Source organism: Streptomyces sp. NPDC020845, from assembly GCF_044334165.1.
GTDB lineage: Bacteria > Actinomycetota > Actinomycetes > Streptomycetales > Streptomycetaceae > Streptomyces.
In genome coordinates this window covers 623753-641722 of sequence record NZ_JBIRSJ010000006.1, presented here as the reverse complement: position 1 = coordinate 641722, position 17970 = coordinate 623753, and the positions used below count along the sequence as shown (strand labels likewise).

10 protein-coding genes, 1 tRNA gene and 1 rRNA gene are annotated in these 17970 nt (G+C 70.1%); 11 read left to right on the top strand and 1 reads right to left on the bottom strand.

Annotated elements, in window-relative coordinates; genetic code table 11:
- The 3 genes from rrf to ACH4U7_RS18520 all read left to right on the top strand — a co-directional run.
- Window positions 1–105 (top strand): 5S ribosomal RNA (gene rrf / locus ACH4U7_RS18530); the annotation flags it as partial.
- Between the two features lie 105 nt (window positions 106–210).
- Complete coding sequence (locus ACH4U7_RS18525; RefSeq protein ID WP_398528933.1) at window positions 211–909, top strand: DegT/DnrJ/EryC1/StrS family aminotransferase; 699 nt, start codon at window positions 211–213, stop codon at window positions 907–909.
- Window positions 910–986: 77 nt separating this feature from the next.
- Window positions 987–1059: transfer RNA gene (locus ACH4U7_RS18520), tRNA-Thr, on the top strand.
- A 74-nt stretch (window positions 1060–1133) separates the two neighbouring features.
- Here ACH4U7_RS18520 and ACH4U7_RS18515 read toward each other — a convergent pair.
- Entirely contained in the window at window positions 1134–3797 is a 2664-nt protein-coding gene (locus ACH4U7_RS18515; protein ID WP_398528932.1) for a SpoIIE family protein phosphatase, read from the bottom strand.
- Window positions 3798–4029: 232 nt separating this feature from the next.
- On the opposite strand from ACH4U7_RS18515, the gene ACH4U7_RS18510 reads away from it, so the two are divergent.
- From ACH4U7_RS18510 to ACH4U7_RS18475, 8 genes are all read left to right on the top strand, one after another.
- Window positions 4030–9552, top strand: a complete 5523-nt coding sequence (locus ACH4U7_RS18510) for a HAMP domain-containing protein (protein WP_398528931.1) — start codon at window positions 4030–4032, stop codon at window positions 9550–9552.
- Window positions 9553–9826: 274 nt separating this feature from the next.
- Complete coding sequence (locus ACH4U7_RS18505; protein ID WP_398528930.1) at window positions 9827–10504, top strand: two-component system response regulator; 678 nt, start codon at window positions 9827–9829, stop codon at window positions 10502–10504.
- Between the two features lie 194 nt (window positions 10505–10698).
- Window positions 10699–13575 (top strand): DNA translocase FtsK, encoded by a 2877-nt coding sequence (locus tag ACH4U7_RS18500; RefSeq protein WP_398528970.1) that lies wholly within the window; start codon window positions 10699–10701, stop codon window positions 13573–13575.
- 190 nt (window positions 13576–13765) lie between these two features.
- Window positions 13766–14599: a helix-turn-helix domain-containing protein gene (locus tag ACH4U7_RS18495; RefSeq protein ID WP_398528929.1), complete on the top strand. Its 834-nt coding sequence runs from the start codon at window positions 13766–13768 to the stop codon at window positions 14597–14599.
- 63 nt (window positions 14600–14662) lie between these two features.
- Complete coding sequence (gene rimO / locus ACH4U7_RS18490) at window positions 14663–16243, top strand: 30S ribosomal protein S12 methylthiotransferase RimO (protein WP_398528928.1); 1581 nt, start codon at window positions 14663–14665, stop codon at window positions 16241–16243.
- Window positions 16240–16875 carry a CDP-diacylglycerol--glycerol-3-phosphate 3-phosphatidyltransferase gene (gene pgsA, locus ACH4U7_RS18485; RefSeq protein WP_398528927.1) on the top strand — a complete coding sequence of 212 codons (636 nt, stop codon included), beginning with the start codon at window positions 16240–16242 and terminating at the stop codon, window positions 16873–16875. The genes rimO and pgsA overlap by 4 nt, the downstream gene beginning before the upstream one ends.
- Window positions 16872–17423, top strand: a complete 552-nt coding sequence (locus tag ACH4U7_RS18480) for a CinA family protein (RefSeq protein WP_398528926.1) — start codon at window positions 16872–16874, stop codon at window positions 17421–17423. The genes pgsA and ACH4U7_RS18480 overlap by 4 nt, the downstream gene beginning before the upstream one ends.
- Before the next feature lie 109 nt (window positions 17424–17532).
- Entirely contained in the window at window positions 17533–17916 is a 384-nt protein-coding gene (locus ACH4U7_RS18475; RefSeq protein ID WP_014175948.1) for a helix-turn-helix domain-containing protein, read from the top strand.
- Window positions 17917–17970 lie beyond the last annotated feature (54 nt).

The window sequence follows — 17970 nt, the reverse complement described above, 5'->3', positions numbered from 1 at the left end:
TGCGTTAGGGAAACGCCCGGTTACATTCCGAACCCGGAAGCTAAGCCTTTCAGCGCCGATGGTACTGCAGGGGGGACCCTGTGGGAGAGTAGGACGCCGCCGAACAATTCTTAGAGAGAGCTCTGCTGGGAACATTGGTTCCTGACAGAGCTCTCTTTTGTTGTGCTGCGGGCCACTCGGTGTTCATGTTGCCTGGGCACGATGCCAGCCATGGGGACTCCTGCGGACGAGCTGGTGCAAGAGCTCACCCGGTCGGGCGTACGGCCGGGTGACGAGGTGGTGGTGCCGTCGTACGGCACCCCCGAGGCCGCGGAAGCGGTTCTGCTGGCCGGGGCCCGGCCGGTCTTCGTGGATATCGACGCCAATACCTACTGCATAGACCCGGCCGCGGCGGCGGATGCGCTGACGCCCCAGACCGCTGCCGTCATCGTGGTGCACACCTTCGGGCACCCGGCCGACATGGTCCGCCTGGGTGAACTCGGCAAGCGGCACGGCCTGCGCGTCATCGAGCACGGGGCGCGGCCCGAGCCGGATGCCGAGATGCTGCGGCGGCAGGCGAACGCGGCGTATCTGAACGGCAGGCTGCGCGGTGTGATCACCCCCTGCGTGGCGACCGGGGTTCGGCACACCTACCAGCAGTACGTGGTGCGCGTTCCGGGGAATGGCAGGCCGGACCGTGACGCCTTCGCCCGTACGCTGCGTTCCCGCGGTGTTATGTGCCACGTTCCCGTACAGACGCCGGCTCACCGCACCGCGCGATTCCGGCGGGATTTGTGGCTCGCGGAGACCGAGCGGGCCGCCGATGAATGTCTGGCTTTGCCGATCGACGCGGCGATGACACGGCGGGAGCTGCAGCGTGTGGTGTCCGCGTGCAATGCGCTCGGCGGGGTACTTCAGGCGGCAGCTTAACGGCGGCTTGCCGACGGCCGTTGGCGCAGTGGCACGGAGCACCCTGATCTTCGGGGTATGATTTATTCCGTCGACGCGCCCCAATAGCTCAGTCGGCAGAGCGTCTCCATGGTAAGGAGAAGGTCTACGGTTCGATTCCGTATTGGGGCTCTCCTTTTCACGACACAAGGCCCTCGCCAATTGGCGGGGGCCTTCGTCATGTTCGTCGAATTCTCCGAGGTGTCTCAGGCGTCGTGCGGCTCGGGGACGCGCATGGCCAGGATGGCCATGTCGTCGGACGGCGGCTGGGCCGCGAACCGCTCCACCGCGCGCAGCACCCGGGAGGCCACCGCGCCGGCCGTCAGACCGGTGCAGGTCGTCAGTACGTCGACGAGGCCGTCGTCGCCGAGCATCCGGCTGCCCTCGCGGCGCTCAGTCACGCCGTCGGTGACGCACAGCAGGACGTCGCCCGGGTCGAGGGTGACGGTCTGCTCGTACAGTTCGAGATCTTCCATCACGCCGAGCAGCGGCTGGGGTTCGGCCGCGGGCTCCACGGAGCCGTCCTGGCGCAGCCGCAGGGGCAGCGGGTGGCCCGCGCAGACGACCTTCAGCTCGGCGCTGCCGTCCTCCTGCGGCCACAGCTCCCCGTAAAGGAGCGTCAGAAAGCGGCTGCGGGCGCCCTCGTCGAGGATGGCGGTGTTGAGACGTTCGAGCACGGCCGGGCCGCCGAAGCCCTCGCGGGCGAGCAGCCGTAGCGCATGGCGGGCCAGGCCGGTGACCGCGGCGGCCTCGGGGCCGGTGCCGCAGACGTCGCCGATGGCGAAGCCGTACGCGCCGTCGCGAATCGGGAAGAGGTCGTAGAAGTCGCCGCCGACCTCGTTGCCCTCGCCCGCCGCGCGGTAGATGACTTCGACCTCCACGCCGGTGACGTCGGGCAGTTCGGGCGGCAGCAGGCTGCGCTGGAGGGACTGGCTGATGGCCGTGCGCTCCGAGTACAGCCGGGCGTTGTCGAGGGCGAGGGCCGCCCTGCGGGAGAGGTCTTCGGCGAGTTCCAGGTTCTCCTGGCGGAAGTGCCCGTCGGTGGACTTGCCGAGGGTGAGCATGCCGATGACGCGGTTGCGGGCGACCAGTGGCAGCACCACGGTCTCGCCGCCGACCGCCGAGGCGGTGGCGAGCGAGGCGCTGGGGCCGGAGGAGGGGCGGGCGGCGTCGCCGAGGCTCAGGCCGCGCAGCGAGGTGCGCAGCGCCGCGGCGTGGGCGGCCTGGGAGGGGGCGGTCCACAGGCGGGCGCCGCCGATGCGTACCTGCTCGGGCGGCTCGATCTTCGTCAGCAGGGCCTTGAGGCCGTCGATGCGCTCCTCGTCCTCGTGCAGCACATAGGACAGCTCGGGGTCGGAGGCGGGGTCGGCCACGGTGTAGACGGCGCACCAGTTGGCCAGCGTGGGCACGGTCATCTGGGCCATGAGGGCGAGCGTCTGGTCGCGGTCGAGCGTTCCGGCGAGCAGATCGGAGGCCTCGACGAGGAAGGAGAGGGAGTTACGGCGCAGCCGCTCCAGTTCGGTGAGCCGTGCGCGTTCGACGGCGAGGGCGATGCGGTCCGCGGCGAACTGCAGCCGTAGCGCTTCCTCGTTGCTGTACCGGCCGGCGGACTCGGAGGCGACGCCGAGGGAGCCGGTGAGCCGGCCCTCGACCTTCAGCGGGACGGTGACGACCGAGCGTAGACCGGTGTTGGCGAGGAGTGGGACGGCGCCCGGCACGATGGAGAGGTCTTCGTGGACGGCGGGCATCCGGGCCGAGCCGTAGCGGCCGGTGCCGGCCTCGACGGGGACGCGGGCGAAGCGCTGGCGGGCGGAGGTGAGCCCGGTGGAGGCGCGGACCTCCAGTTCCGTCTCGTCGTCGGTCGCGAGCAGCAGATAGGCGGCGTCGCCGTCGAGCATGTCGCGGGCGCGCTCGACGGTGCGCTGGAGCAGCCCGTCGAGGTCGTCAGGGGCGGGGGAGCCGATGGAGACCTCGAAGGCGTCGGCGGCCGGGCCGCGCTCGGCGCTGTCCACGGCGTCGGCCCCGGGGGCACGCTGCGGGCTCTGGAGCACCGCGCGCTCGCGCTCGCGCACCAGCAGGCAGACGGTGGACGGATCGCCGTCGGCGTCGCGGACGCGGAGGTGGGAGGCGTATACGGGGATGACGCGGCCGTCGGCGCCCCGGATGCCGTACGAGCCCTCCCAGCGGGAGAGCTGCAGGGCCTCGGCGACTCCGGTGCCGGTGCCGGGGGTGTGCGGCCAGGCCGCGAGGTCGGTGAGGGGTTTGCCGACGATCTGATCCGCCGCGTAGCCGAACAGTTCCTGTGCGTCGTCGTTCCAGGCGCTGATGAGGCCGGTGCGGTCGATCTGGGTGACCGCGACGCGGACCCGGGCGTCGGTGACAGGCAGGGCTTCGGCGGGCAGGGCGGGGCCGGCCGAGCGGGTGCCGGCCAGGCGGTCCGGGAATTCGAGGTGGAACCACACCTGCTTGTGGGTGGCGGTGTACTCGACGCCCCAGCGGGAGGCGAGCGCGGCGCACAGCAGCAGGCCCCGGCCGCCCTCGCGGTCGGGGTTGCTGATGGGGCGGCTGGTGGTCTGCAGCGGGAGCTCGCGCTCCGGGTAGCGGTCGGTGACCTCGATGCGCGCGCCGGTCTCGGCGCGGACGCAGACCACGTCGGCGGCCGTCCCGGAGTGCACGACGGCGTTGGTGACCAATTCGCTGGTCAGGACGACAGCGTCGTCGACGATGTCGGTGAGGCCCCACCCTTGGAGGGTGTCGCGGACGAAGGTGCGGGCGGAGGCGACCGAGCGTCCCACCGGTTCGAAGGTGGCGGCAGCCCGCGCGGTGATCACAGGTCTCCTCATACGTGTCTCGGCGATCTGCTCACCCATGTCGCAGCGCCCCTCCGATGCCTGGCCGGATGCCAGGTTACTTACCTCCGCCGCTTCCGCGAATGCCGGTGGGGGCTGATTCCACCCCAGAGTGTGCTGTCGGGAGCCAGAGTGTGCTTCCGGGGGTATGCGATGCTGCCGAACTGTTATGGCCTGGTTGGGCCATGGTGAAACACTGGGCAGGCTGGAAGAAGAACCCGAGGACGACGGTCAACCCTGCGGGAGGGACACGGTGGAGTCTGGCGCTGCGACGCGAGGCACGAGCACGCGCGCGAAAGGCGGACGGTCCCGGAGCAATGGGACGACAGAAGTGGACACGGCAGCCCTGAACCGGCTGCTGACGGCGATGACGGCCATGCGGGACGGGAACTTCCGCAAGCGCCTGACGGTCTCGGGCGAAGGTGTGATGTCCGAGATCGCGGCGATCTTCAACGAGGTCGCCGACCGTAATCTGCAGCTCACAGGCGAGCTGGCGCGGGTGCGGCGGGTGGTCGGACGTGAGGGAAAACTCACGGAGCGGCTGGAAATGGGGGCGTGCGAGGGCTCGTGGGCGGCCGCCATCGATGCCTCCAATGCGCTGGTGGATGATCTCGTGCGCCCCGTCTCCGAGGTCGGCCGGGTGCTGTCGGCGGTCTCCGAGGGCGACTTGGAGCAGCGGATGGATCTGCGCTCGCAGGGGGCGGACGGCTCGGCGCATCCGCTGCGCGGGGAGTTCCTCAAGGTCGGCCGTACGGTCAACGGCCTGGTGGATCAGCTGTCGGCGTTCGCCGACGAGGTGACCCGGGTGGCCAGCGAGGTGGGCACCGAGGGCAAACTCGGTGGCCAGGCCCGGGTGCGCGGAATGTCGGGTTCTTGGAAGGACCTCACGGAGTCCGTCAACACGATGGCGTCCCGGCTCACCGCTCAGGTACGGGACATCGCTCTCGTGACCACGGCGGTGGCCAAGGGTGATCTGTCCCGTAAGGTCACGGTTCACGTGGCCGGCGAGATGCTCGAACTGAAAAACACCGTCAACACGATGGTGGACCAGCTGTCGTCCTTCGCCTCGGAGGTGACGCGGGTCGCCCGCGAGGTGGGTACCGAGGGCGAGCTGGGCGGTCAGGCGAAGGTCCCCGGCGTGGCGGGGGTGTGGAAGGACCTCACGGACTCCGTGAACCTGATGGCCGGGAACCTCACCGCCCAGGTGCGCGGGATCGCCCAGGTCACCACGGCGGTCGCCAATGGCGATCTGTCGCAGAAGGTGACGGTGAGCGCGCGCGGCGAGGTCGCTCAGCTCGCCGAGACGATCAACACGATGACCGAGACGCTGCGCACCTTCGCGGACGAGGTGACGCGGGTGGCCAGCGAGGTCGGGGCCGAGGGCCTGCTGGGCGGTCAGGCGCAGGTGCCGGGTGCGGCGGGAACGTGGAAGGATCTCACCGATTCGGTGAACACCGCGTTCCGTAACCTCACCGCGCAGGTGCGGGACATCGCGCAGGTGACGACGGCGGTCGCCAACGGCGATCTGTCGCAGAAGGTCACGGTCGATGTGGCCGGCGAGATGCTGGAGCTGAAGAACACCGTCAACACGATGGTCGACCAGCTGCAGTCCTTCGGCGCCGAGGTGACGCGGGTGGCGCGGGAGATCGGCGTCGAGGGCGAGCTCGGCGGTCAGGCGCAGGTGCCGGGTGCGGCGGGAACGTGGAAGGATCTCACCGATTCGGTGAACACCGCGTTCCGTAACCTCACCGGACAGGTCCGCAACATCGCGCAGGTGACGACGGCGGTCGCCAACGGCGATCTGTCGCAGAAGGTCACCGTGGACGTCTCCGGCGAGATGCTCCAGCTGAAGAACACCGTGAACACGATGGTGGACCAGCTGTCGTCCTTCGCCGACCAGGTCACGCGGATGGCCCGGGACGTGGGCACCGAGGGCCGTCTTGGCGGTCAGGCCCGGGTCGACGGCGTCAGCGGCACCTGGAAGGACCTGACCGACTCCGTCAACTCCATGGCGGGGAACCTGACTTCGCAGGTACGCGGAATCGCGCAGGTGACCACGGCGGTGGCGCGCGGCGATCTGTCGCAGAAGATCGAGGTGGACGCCCGCGGCGAGATCCTGGAGCTGAAGAACACCATCAACACGATGGTCGATCAGCTCTCCGACTTCGCCGAGCAGGTGACCCGGGTCGCCCGCGAGGTGGGCACGGAGGGCCGTCTTGGCGGGCAGGCGCGGGTGCCCGGCGTGGCGGGCGTCTGGCGCGACCTGACCGATTCGGTGAACAGCATGGCGGGCAATCTGACCGCCCAGGTCCGCAGCATCGCGCAGGTCGCCACGGCGGTGGCGCGCGGTGACCTGTCGCAGAAGATCGAGGTGGATGCGCGCGGCGAGATCCTGGAGCTCAAGAACACCCTGAACACCATGGTCGACCAGCTGTCCTCGTTCGCCGAGGAGGTCACCAGGGTGGCCCGCGAGGTGGGTACGGAGGGCCAACTGGGCGGGCAGGCCGAGGTGCAGGGGGTCTCCGGCACCTGGAAGGACCTCACCCAGTCGGTGAACGGCATGGCCGACAACCTGACTTCCCAGGTGCGCTCCATCGCCGAGGTGACCACGGCGGTCGCCAAGGGCAATCTGTCGAAGAAGATCACGGTCGACGCCAAGGGCGAGATCCTGGAGCTCGTCACGACCGTGAACACGATGGTGGACCAGCTGTCGTCGTTCGCGGAGCAGGTCACCAGGGTGGCCCGTGAGGTGGGTACGGAGGGCCAGCTGGGTGGTCAGGCGCGGGTGCCGGGTGTGACCGGCATCTGGAAGGACCTGAGCAACAACGTCAACCTGATGGCCAACAACCTCACCATTCAGGTGCGCAACATCTCCCAGGTCTCGGCCGCGGTCGCCAACGGGGATCTGACGAAGAAGGTGACGGTCGAGGCGCGGGGCGAGGTCGCACAGCTCGCCGACACCGTCAACACGATGGTGACGACGCTGTCGTCGTTCGCGGACGAGGTCACCCGGGTGGCGCGCGAGGTGGGCACCGACGGCATCCTCGGCGGCCAGGCGCGGGTGCCCGGCGTCTCGGGGACCTGGAAGGACCTCACCGAGTCCGTGAACTCGATGGCGTCCAACCTGACCGGGCAGGTCCGCAACATCGCGATGGTCACCACGGCGATCGCCCAGGGTGATCTGACGAAGAAGATCGACATCGAGGCCCGGGGCGAGATCCTGGAGCTCAAGACGACGATCAACACGATGGTCGACCAGCTGTCGTCGTTCGCCGACCAGGTCACCCGGGTGGCCCGTGAGGTGGGCACCGAGGGGCAGTTGGGCGGGCAGGCGCGGGTGCGGGACGTGGCCGGTACCTGGAAGGACCTGACCGAGTCGGTGAACGAGATGGCGGGCAACCTGACCCGTCAGGTGCGCGCCATCGCCGAGGTCGCCACCGCGGTGACCCGCGGCGACCTCAACCTCAAGATCGATGTGGATGCCGCGGGCGAGATCCAGGTCCTCCAGGACAACATCAACACCATGATCGCCAATCTTCGGGAGACGACGCTCGCCAACGAGGAGCAGGACTGGCTCAAGGGCAACCTGGCCCGTATCTCCGGTCTGATGCAGGGGCGGCGCGATCTGGCGGACGTGGCCCGGCTGATCATGAGCGAGCTGACCCCGGTGGTCTCAGCGCAGCATGGCGCGTTCTTCCTGGCGATGCCGACCGACGAGGGCGGCGCCGACAGTGACGAGGACGCGTACGAGCTGCGCCTGATCGGCAGTTACGGCTACTCCAAGGGCACCATGCCGACCACCTTCCGGCCGGGCGACTCGCTCATCGGCACGGTCGCGGTGGAGAAGCGCAGCATCCTGATCGAGCGGGTGCCGCCGAACTACCTGAAGATCTCCTCGGGCCTGGGCGAGGCCGCCCCCGCCAATGTGATCGTGCTGCCGGTGCTGTTCGAGAGCCAGCTCCTCGGCGTGGTCGAGCTGGCCTCCTTCCAGCCCTTCACCCAGATCCAGCGGGACTTCCTCAACCAGATCGCCGAGATGATCGGCACCAGCGTCAACACCATCAGCGTCAACACCAAGACCGAGGTGCTGCTCAAGCAGTCGCAGGAGCTCACCGAGCAGCTGCGCGAGCGGTCCGCCGAGCTGGAGAACCGGCAGAAGGCGCTGCAGGCCTCCAACGCGGAGCTGGAGGAGAAGGCGGCGCTGCTGGCGCGGCAGAACCGCGATATCGAGGTCAAGAACACCGAGATCGAAGAGGCCCGGCAGGTGCTGGAGGAGCGCGCCGAGCAACTTGCCGTCTCGATGCGCTACAAGAGCGAGTTCCTGGCGAACATGTCGCATGAGCTGCGCACCCCGCTCAACTCCCTGCTGATCCTCGCCAAGCTGCTGGCCGACAACGCCGACGGCAATCTCTCGCCCAAGCAGGTGGAGTTCGCCGAGACCATCCACGGCGCGGGCTCGGACCTGCTCCAGCTGATCAACGACATCCTGGACCTGTCGAAGGTCGAGGCGGGCAAGATGGACGTCAGCCCGACCCGTATCGCCCTGATCCAGCTCGTCGACTACGTGGAGGCGACGTTCAGGCCGCTGACCGCGGAGAAGGGCCTGGACTTCTCCGTACGGGTCTCCCCGGAGCTTCCGGCGACGCTGCACACCGATGAGCAGCGGCTGCTGCAGGTGCTGCGCAACCTGCTGTCCAACGCGGTGAAGTTCACCGACACCGGCGCCGTGGAGCTGGTCATCAGGCCCGCGGGCGCGGATGTGCCCGACGGGATCCGGGAGCAGTTGCTGGAGCACGGCGCGCTGCGCGACCCGGACGCCGAGATGATCGCGTTCTCGGTCACGGACACCGGTATCGGCATCGCGAGCAGCAAGATGCGGGTGATCTTCGAGGCGTTCAAGCAGGCCGACGGCACCACCAGCCGCAAGTACGGCGGCACCGGCCTCGGCCTGTCCATCAGCCGGGAGATCGCCCGGCTGCTCGGCGGTGAGATCCACGCCGCCAGCGAGCCGGGCCGCGGCTCGACCTTCACGCTGTACCTGCCGCTCCACCCCAGCCAGCTGCCGCCTCAGGGCTACCCGCAGCTCGGCCCCGTCGGAGAGCCCGCGCTGGCCCTGGAGGCCGTCCTGGACAGCGGCGCCGAGGCCGCGGGCGAGGAGGGCGCCGCGGAGCCGCAGGAGGCCGTGCGGGAGCCTTCGGTGCCCGTGGCGGCGCGCCAGCAGCGGGCGCGCGGCGGCGCGGGGGGCTACCGGAGCGGTCGGCGGGTCGCGCCTCAGGAGGAGGCCGGCGGGGCGGCCCTGGGCCGGCCGGGCCGCCGCCCGGCCCCGCGGCGTACGGAGGCGCCCGAGCCCTGGCTGTTGGGTGGTCAGGACCTGGTAGCGCCGGAGCCGGCGGGCGGGTTCAACGGCGAGAAGGTGCTGATCGTCGACGACGACATCCGCAATGTGTTCGCGCTCACCAGCGTGCTGGAACAGCACGGGCTGCAGGTGCTCTACGCCGAGAACGGCCGGGAGGGCATCGAGGTGCTGGAGCAGCATGACGACGTCGTACTCGTCCTGATGGACATCATGATGCCGGAGATGGACGGTTACGCCACGACGGCGGCGATCCGCCGGATGCCGCAGTTCGCCGGGCTGCCGATCATCGCCCTCACCGCGAAGGCGATGAAGGGCGACCGGGAGAAGAGCATCCAGGCCGGTGCGTCGGATTATGTGACCAAGCCCGTCGACACGGACCATCTCCTCGCGGTCATGGAACAGTGGATGGGTGCGGAGTGACCGGCGGGAACGCGGCGGCCGCAAGGCTGTTGACTGAGTGTCGCCGAACACGTGTGGGAACACCGTGTTCGGGGAACCTTCTGGTCTCTTACCGCGTTTCTGCTACGTGCACAGTGACATCGCGGTGACAGGGTGTGGCGAACAGCGGGGTGCGGCTACCATGACCGGCACAAGGACGGGCGGCGCAAGGGAGTCGTCCCCCGGGGCGGCGCCCGGCGCTTCCCCGAGCTCTTCGAGCAGGGGAGGCCCCATGCCGGGGCGAGGAGGACGGGCCATGGTTCAGAAGGCCAAGATCCTCCTGGTCGATGACCGGCCGGAGAATCTGCTGGCGCTGGAGGCCATTCTCTCCGCGCTCGATCAGACGCTGGTACGGGCATCGTCAGGGGAGGAAGCGCTCAAGGCGCTGCTGACGGACGACTTCGCGGTCATCCTGCTGGACGTCCAGATGCCGGGGATGGACGGTTTCGAGACCGCCGCGCATATCAAGCGGCGGGAGCGGACCCGTGACATTCCGATCATCTTTCTCACCGCGATCAACCATGGTCCGCATCACACCTTCCGCGGATATGCGGCGGGCGCGGTCGACTACATCTCCAAGCCGTTCGACCCATGGGTGCTGCGCGCGAAGGTCTCGGTGTTCGTCGATCTGTATATGAAGAACTGCCAGCTGAGGGAGCAGGCCTCGCTGCTGCGGCTGCAGTTGGAGGGCGGCCAGTCCACCGGGGAGGACGCCAAGGAGGCGGCGGGGCTGCTGGCCGAGCTGTCCGCGCGGCTGGCCGCGGTGGAGGAGCAGGCCGAGGCGCTGTCGAAGCAGCTGGACGAGTCCGCGGACGCGGCCGCTGTGGCGACCGCCGCCCATCTGGAGCGGAAACTGACCGGACTGCGGCGGGCGCTGGACGCGTTGGAGCCCGGCGCCGGCGGTGGGGCGAGCCCGATGCCCTCGCAGGCCTGAGCGGCGCGCGGTCACGCTCCTTGCGGCGCCCTGGCCGTGACGTCCCGTCGCCTTGATGCCCTGTCACCCCGCGCCCTTCCGCCCGCCAGGGCCGCCGGGGCCGTCACGGGCGTGATGTGAGTGGCGTGACGTGAGTGACGCCTGCCACCGCCGTATGCGTGCTCCGTACGGCGGACGCGGGTAATCTCGCCCTCATGGCCTCTCGTACGTCCGGCAAGGGTTCCCAGAGCACGGCGGGCACCTCGAAGAAGCGCGCCGGGCAGTCCGGGGGCGCCGCCAAGAAGGCACCCGCGAAGAAAGCGGCTGCCAAGAAGGCGCCTGCCAAGAAGTCCGCCGCGCCCGCGAAGAAGGCCGCGCCGAAGAAGGCCGCCGCCAAGGCCGCGCCCCCCAAGCCGGCGCCCAACCCCACCAGCGGGGTGTTGCGCGTGGCGCGCGCCGTATGGATGGGCCTGGCCCGCGGCGTCGCGGCGCTGTTCCGCGGCATAGGGCGCGGCGCGAAGGGGCTGGACCCGGCCCACCGCAAGGACGGCAGCGCGCTGCTGCTGCTCGCCCTGGCCCTGATCGTCGCGGTCGGCACCTGGTCCAATCTCCAGGGCCCGGTCGGCGACCTGGTCGAGGTGCTGGTCACCGGCGCCTTCGGCCGGCTCGACCTGGTCGTGCCGATACTGCTGGGCGCCATTGCGGTCCGGCTGATCCTCCACCCCGAGAAGCCGGAGGCGAACGGACGGATCGTCATCGGCCTGTCCGCCCTGGTGATCGGCGTGCTCGGGCAGATCCACATCGCCTGCGGGGCGCCGGGCCGCGGCCAGGGCACCCAGGCGATCCAGGATGCGGGCGGCCTCGTCGGCTGGGCGGCGTCCCGGCCGCTGATCCTCGCGATGGGCGAGGTGCTGGCCGTACCGCTGCTGGTGCTGCTCACCGTCTTCGGGCTGCTGGTCGTCACCGCGACGCCGGTCGCCGCCATCCCGCAGCGGCTGCGCCGGCTCGGCGTCAAGCTCGGCCTCGTACGGGAGCGCCCCGCCGAGTACCAGGCCGACGACGAGGACTACGGGGCCTACGACGACTACGAGCCGTACGGCGCCGGGGAGTACGCCGAGGAATGGCGCGAGACGCCCGCCAGACGGCCTCGGCGGGCCTCGGCGGGTCAGGGGGGCCCACAGAGTGCCGGCGACCCGGAGCGGGCCGAGGAGGAGACGCTGCGCAAGCGCCGGCGGACGCGCCGCGCGCCGTCCGCGCAGCCGCCGCTCGACCGCCCGATGGACGCCGTGGACGTGGCGGCCGCCGCTGCCGCGGCCCTGGACGGGGCGGTGCTGCACGGCGTCCAGCCCTCACCGCTGGTCGCCGGGCTCAGCAGCGGAATCTCCACCGACCGGGGCACCGGGTCCGACACGGGCGCGGTGCCGGGTGCGCGCGACGCCGAGCAGACCGGCAAGGCGGGCGCCACGGTGGGCAAGCGGAAGCGGCCCGATCGGCCAAAGGGGCCAGAGGGGGTCGACGAGGGGGAGCAGGCGGCCGTCGTCCCCGACCTGACCCGGCCCGCGCCCGAGCTCTCCGAGCCGCTGCCGCCGCGCGCCGAGCAGCTGCAGCTCTCCGGCGACATCACCTATGCCCTGCCCTCGCTCGAGCTGCTGGAGCGCGGCGGGCCCGGCAAGAGCCGCAGCCCGGCCAACGACGCCGTCGTCGCCTCGCTGTCGAACGTCTTCACCGAGTTCAAGGTGGACGCGTCCGTCACCGGCTTCACCCGCGGCCCGACGGTCACCCGCTACGAGGTGGAGCTGGGCCCCGCGGTGAAGGTCGAGCGGATCACGGCGCTGACCAAGAACATCGCCTACGCCGTCGCCAGCCCCGATGTGCGCATCATCAGCCCGATCCCCGGCAAGTCCGCCGTGGGCATCGAGATCCCCAACAGCGACCGTGAGATGGTCCGGCTGGGGGACGTGCTGCGCTCGGCCGACTCCGTCGGCGACGACCACCCGATGATCGTCGCGCTCGGCAAGGACGTCGAGGGCGGCTATGTCGCGCACAACCTGGCGGCCATGCCCCATGTGCTGGTGGCCGGCGCCACCGGCTCCGGAAAGTCGTCGTGCATCAACTGCCTGATCACCTCGGTCATGGTGCGCGCCACCCCGGACGATGTGCGGATGGTGCTGGTCGACCCCAAGCGCGTGGAGCTGACCGCGTACGAGGGCATCCCGCATCTGATCACGCCGATCATCACCAACCCCAAGCGCGCCGCCGAGGCCCTGCAGTGGGTCGTACGGGAGATGGACCTGCGCTACGACGACCTCGCGGCGTTCGGCTTCCGGCATGTGGACGACTTCAACGCGGCGGTCCGCGCCGGCAAGGTGAAGCAGCCGGACGGCAGCGAGCGTGAGCTCAAGCCCTACCCGTATCTGCTGGTGATCGTCGACGAGCTCGCCGACCTGATGATGGTCGCGCCCCGGGACGTCGAGGACTCGATCGTCCGCATCACCCAGCTGGCCCGCGCGGCGGGCATCCATCTGGTGCTGGCCACCCAGCGGCCGTCCGTGGACGTCGTCACCGGCCTGATCAAGGCGAACGTGCCCTCACGGCTCGCCTTCGCCACCTCCTCGCTGGCCGACAGCCGGGTGATCCTGGATCAGGCCGGCGCCGAGAAGCTGATCGGCAAGGGCGACAGCCTGTTCCTGCCGATGGGCGCGAGCAAGCCGGTCCGGATGCAGGGCGCCTTCGTCACGGAGGAGGAGGTCGCCGCCATTGTCGAGCACTGCAAGGCACAGATGGCGCCCGTCTTCCGCGACGACGTCACCGTCGGGACGGCGAAGAAGAAGGAGATCGACGAGGACATCGGCGACGATCTGGACCTGCTGTGCCAGGCCGCTGAGCTGGTCGTTTCCACACAGTTCGGGTCGACGTCGATGCTCCAGCGCAAGCTGCGGGTCGGCTTCGCCAAGGCGGGCCGACTGATGGACCTCATGGAGTCGCGGGGGATCGTCGGCCCGAGCGAGGGCTCCAAGGCGCGCGATGTAATGGTCAAACCGGATGAATTGGATGGAGTGCTCGCGGTGATCCGCGGGGAGGCTCACCCATAAGGAATCGGCGGGCAACCGTTTCCCCTGCCGATACGTCAAGTTGAGGGAGGTGGCGAAGGGATGTCCCACGATGGTGGTCATACGGCAATCCTGATGGCGGACAAACTCCGTCCTCCCGCTTGCCCGACCCTTTCGCCCCACCCCTAAACTGAACCTCCAGCAGGTGGCTACACGCTCGAAAGGCGCCCCCGTGTCCATCGGCAACTCCCCCGGCAACTCGCCAGAAGACGACCGGCCTTCGGTCGGTCGCGCCCTCCAGCAGGCCCGCATCGCCGCGGGGCTGACCGTCGACGAGGTCAGTACGACCACCCGGGTGCGCGTTCCCCTGCTGCAAGGCATCGAGCAGGACGACTACGCGCGGTGCGGCGGCGACGTATACGCCAGAGGGCATATCCGCGTGCTCGCCCGCGCCGTCGGCCTCGATCCGGACGCCCTGGTCGCCCAGTACGACGCCGAGCACGGAGGCCGCCCGGAGCCGACGCTGGCGGCGCCGGTGTTCGAGGCCGAGCGGATCCGCCCCGAGCCCCGCCGCCCCAACTGGACGGCCGCCATGGTCGCGGCGATCGTCGCGGTGGTCGGATTCGTCGGCTTCACGCTCTTCAGCGGCGAGAACGGCGGAAAGGGGGACGGCGGCTCCACGGTCGCCGAGGAGAGCACGACGGCCAAGCCGCCGACCACCAAGCCCACCGCCAAGCCGACCCCCACCAAGCCGGCCGACCAGAAGCCCGAGCCTTCTGACAGCGCCATCGCGGGTGTTCCGGCGGACAAGGTCACGGTCAGGCTGACCGCGGAGAACGGACAAAGCTGGATCTCCGCCCAGGACCACAACGGACGGCTGATCCACGAGGGCCTGCTGCGCCAGGGCGACTCCAAGACCTTCAGCGACAGCAAGCGGATCGATCTGGTGCTCGGCAACGCCCAGGCCATCAAGCTGTTCGTGAATGGCAAGGAGGTCAAGGATCTGGCGGCCAACGGGCAGGTCCAGCGGCTGAGCTACACCAAGGGAGATCCCGAGGCGGGCTGAGCCGACAGCCGGACGGGAGCCCTGGCAGCGGGAGGTGTCGGCGCGACGAAGTAGTCTGAGCCCATGTCCGAACGCCGCACCGTCGCCCTTGTCACTCTTGGCTGCGCCCGTAACGAGGTGGACTCGGAGGAGCTCGCAGGCCGCTTGGCGGCGGACGGCTGGGAGCTCGTCGAGGAAGCCGCCGATGCTGATGTCGCCGTCGTCAACACCTGTGGATTCGTAGAAGCGGCCAAGAAGGACTCGGTCGACGCCCTGCTGGAGGCCAACGACCTGAAGGACCACGGCCGCACCCAGGCCGTGGTCGCCGTCGGCTGCATGGCCGAGCGGTACGGAAAAGAGCTGGCGGAGGCGCTGCCCGAGGCCGACGGGGTGCTCGGCTTCGACGATTACGCCCATATCTCGGACCGGCTGCAGACCATCCTGTCGGGTGGGATCCACGCCTCGCACACGCCGCGCGACCGGCGCAAGCTGCTGCCCGTCAGCCCGGCCGAGCGGCAGGGGGCCGCCGAGGTCGCCCTGCCGGGCCATGCGCAGGCCGAGGCCGCTCCCGCGCCCGAGGACCTGCCCGCGCCCGAGGATCTGCCCGCGGGCGTGGCCCCGGCTTCCGGGCCCCGGGCCCCGCTGCGCCGCAGACTGGGCAGCAGCCCGGTGGCCTCCGTCAAGCTGGCCTCCGGCTGCGACCGGCGGTGCTCCTTCTGCGCCATCCCGTCCTTCCGCGGGTCCTTCATCTCCCGCAGACCCTCCGACGTACTGGGCGAGACACGCTGGCTGGCCGAGCAGGGCGTGAAGGAGATCATGCTGGTCTCCGAGAACAACACCTCGTACGGCAAGGACCTCGGCGACATCCGGCTGCTGGAGACGCTGCTGCCCGAGCTGGCCGCGGTGGACGGCATCGAGCGGATCCGGGTCAGCTATCTCCAGCCCGCCGAGATGCGGCCCGGGCTGATCGACGTGCTCACGTCGACCGAGAAGGTCGCGCCGTACTTCGATCTGTCCTTCCAGCACTCCGCCCCCTCGGTGCTGCGGGCGATGCGCCGCTTCGGGGACACCGACCGCTTCCTGGAGCTGCTGGACCGGATCCGGGCCAAGGCGCCGCAGGCGGGTGTCCGGTCCAACTTCATCGTCGGCTTCCCCGGCGAGACCGAGGACGATCTGGCCGAGCTGGAGCGGTTCCTCGGCGCGGCCCGGCTGGACGCCATCGGCGTCTTCGGGTATTCGGACGAGGAGGGCACCGAGGCCGCGACATACGAGGACAAGGTCGATCCGGACGAGGTCGCCGAGCGGCTGGCGCATATCTCGCGGCTGGCCGAGGAGCTCACCGCGCAGCGGGCCGAGGAGCGGCTGGGCGATGTGGTCGAGGTGCTGGTCGAGGAGTCCGGTGACGCGTACGCCGCCGGGGACACCGACGGCGCCGACGGCACTGATGAGGGGGCGGGATCCCTGGCGGGCCGCGCCGCCCACCAGGCGCCCGAGACCGACGGCCAGACCCTGCTGACCATGTCCGGGACCGGTCCGGTGCCTGCCGTGGGGCAGCTGGTCACGGCGAAGGTGGTGGCGACGGAAGGCGTGGACCTGGTCGCCGAGGTGCTGGAGCAGGGGGAGCTGTCGGCGGGCGGCGCGTGTTCCGAGGAGGCCGGCAGATGAGCGGAGTCCCGGCCTCCGCCGCGGGGGGCCACCACCGGCCGGCCGCGGCCGCCCGGCCCGTAGGGCTGTGGAACATCGCCAACATCCTCACCATGGTCCGGTTGCTGCTGGTGCCCGGGTTCGTGTTGTTGATGCTGCACAACGGTGGGTATGACCCGGCCTGGCGCTCCTTCGCCTGGGCCGCGTTCGCCATCGCCATGATCACTGACCTCTTCGACGGGCATCTGGCCCGCCGGTACAACCTGGTCACCAACTTCGGCAAGATCGCCGACCCGATCGCCGACAAGGCGATCATGGGTGCCGCGCTGATCTGTCTCTCGGCGCTGTCCGACCTTCCGTGGTGGGTCACCGGAGTGATCCTCTTCCGTGAGATCGGGATCACACTGATGCGCTTCTGGGTGATCAAGCACGGGGTGATTCCGGCCAGCCGGGGCGGGAAGATGAAGACGCTCGCGCAGGGCGTCGCGGTCGGCATGTACATTCTGGCGCTCACCGGGCCGCTGGCCACCCTGCGTTTCTGGGTGATGGCCGTGGCCGTGGCGCTCACCGTGCTCACCGGCCTCGACTACGTCCGGCAGGCGATAGTGCTGCGCCGGGCCGGCCTGGCCGCGGAGCGGGAGTCCGTGGGATGACCGGGGAACACGGGGGGAATGAGGGAATCGGGAGTGTCGGGGGAGTGGCGGCCGAGGCGCTGGGGCTGCTGGAGGGGCACGGGGAGACCATCGCCGTAGCCGAGTCGCTGACCGGCGGGCTGCTGGCCGCCGAGCTGACCGCCGTACCGGGCGCGTCCCGCTCCTTCCGCGGCTCGGTGACCGCGTACGCCACCGGACTCAAGCGGGATCTGTTGGGCGTGGACGGCGCCCTGCTCGACGCCCGCGGGGCCGTGGACGCGGAGGTCGCCCGGCAGATGGCGCGGGGTGTGCGGCGGGTGCTGGGCGCGGACTGGGGTGTGGCGACCACGGGTGTGGCCGGGCCCACACCGCAGGACGGACAGCCCGTGGGCACGGTCCATGTGGCCGTGGCGGGGCCGTCGGGGGCGGCCACCGGGGTGGCGCTGAGGCTGGCCGGAGACCGTGCCGGAATCCGTGGACAGACCGTGGAGGCGGCGGTCAAGCTGCTGTTGAGGGAATTGATCGCGACTGCGAGGGCACAGGATACGGAACAACACGGGGGGATTTGATGTTTGCAGCCCTGAGTGAACACGACATCGCTCCCCGCACGGGCGCAGCAAGAGGCGGTACGGTGGGGCGTGAAGGATCCGGATCCGAGGTCCGAGGAGGGAGCCAGCGATGATTCTGCTCCGTCGCCTGCTGGGTGACGTGCTGCGCCGGCAGCGCCAGCGCCAGGGCCGTACCCTGCGCGAGGTGTCCTCCTCCGCCCGGGTGTCCCTCGGCTATCTCTCAGAGGTGGAGCGCGGCCAGAAGGAGGCGTCCTCCGAGCTGCTGTCCGCGATCTGCGACGCACTGGACGTCAGGATGTCCCAGGTCATGCGAGAGGTGAGCGACGAGTTGTCGCTCGCGGAGCTGGCGGAGTCGGCGGCGGCGAGCGAGAAGGTGCCCGCACCGATGCGGCCCATGCTCAATTCGGTTTCCGTGACGTCCGTGACGGGTGTCCCGGAGGAGCGGGTGACCATCAAGGCGCCTGCGGAGGCTGTGGACGTGGTCGCGGCCTGATCGCCGTGGCGCCCTGGCGCGCCGCACCCTGACAGCGAAGAGCTTTTGAGCCCC

Excerpts from the sequence above, each read along its gene's own strand:
- ACH4U7_RS18525 (WP_398528933.1), top strand. The coding sequence starts at position 211 with ATGGGGACTCCTGCGGACGAGCTGGTGCAAGAGCTCACCCGGTCGGGC.
- ACH4U7_RS18515 (WP_398528932.1), bottom strand. The coding sequence starts at position 3,797 with ATGGGTGAGCAGATCGCCGAGACACGTATGAGGAGACCTGTGATCACC.
- ACH4U7_RS18505 (WP_398528930.1), top strand. The coding sequence starts at position 9,827 with ATGGTTCAGAAGGCCAAGATCCTCCTGGTCGATGACCGGCCGGAGAAT.
- ACH4U7_RS18500 (WP_398528970.1), top strand. The coding sequence starts at position 10,699 with ATGGCCTCTCGTACGTCCGGCAAGGGTTCCCAGAGCACGGCGGGCACC.
- rimO (WP_398528928.1), top strand. The coding sequence starts at position 14,663 with ATGTCCGAACGCCGCACCGTCGCCCTTGTCACTCTTGGCTGCGCCCGT.
- pgsA (WP_398528927.1), top strand. The coding sequence starts at position 16,240 with ATGAGCGGAGTCCCGGCCTCCGCCGCGGGGGGCCACCACCGGCCGGCC.
- ACH4U7_RS18480 (WP_398528926.1), top strand. The coding sequence starts at position 16,872 with ATGACCGGGGAACACGGGGGGAATGAGGGAATCGGGAGTGTCGGGGGA.
- ACH4U7_RS18475 (WP_014175948.1), top strand. The coding sequence starts at position 17,533 with ATGATTCTGCTCCGTCGCCTGCTGGGTGACGTGCTGCGCCGGCAGCGC.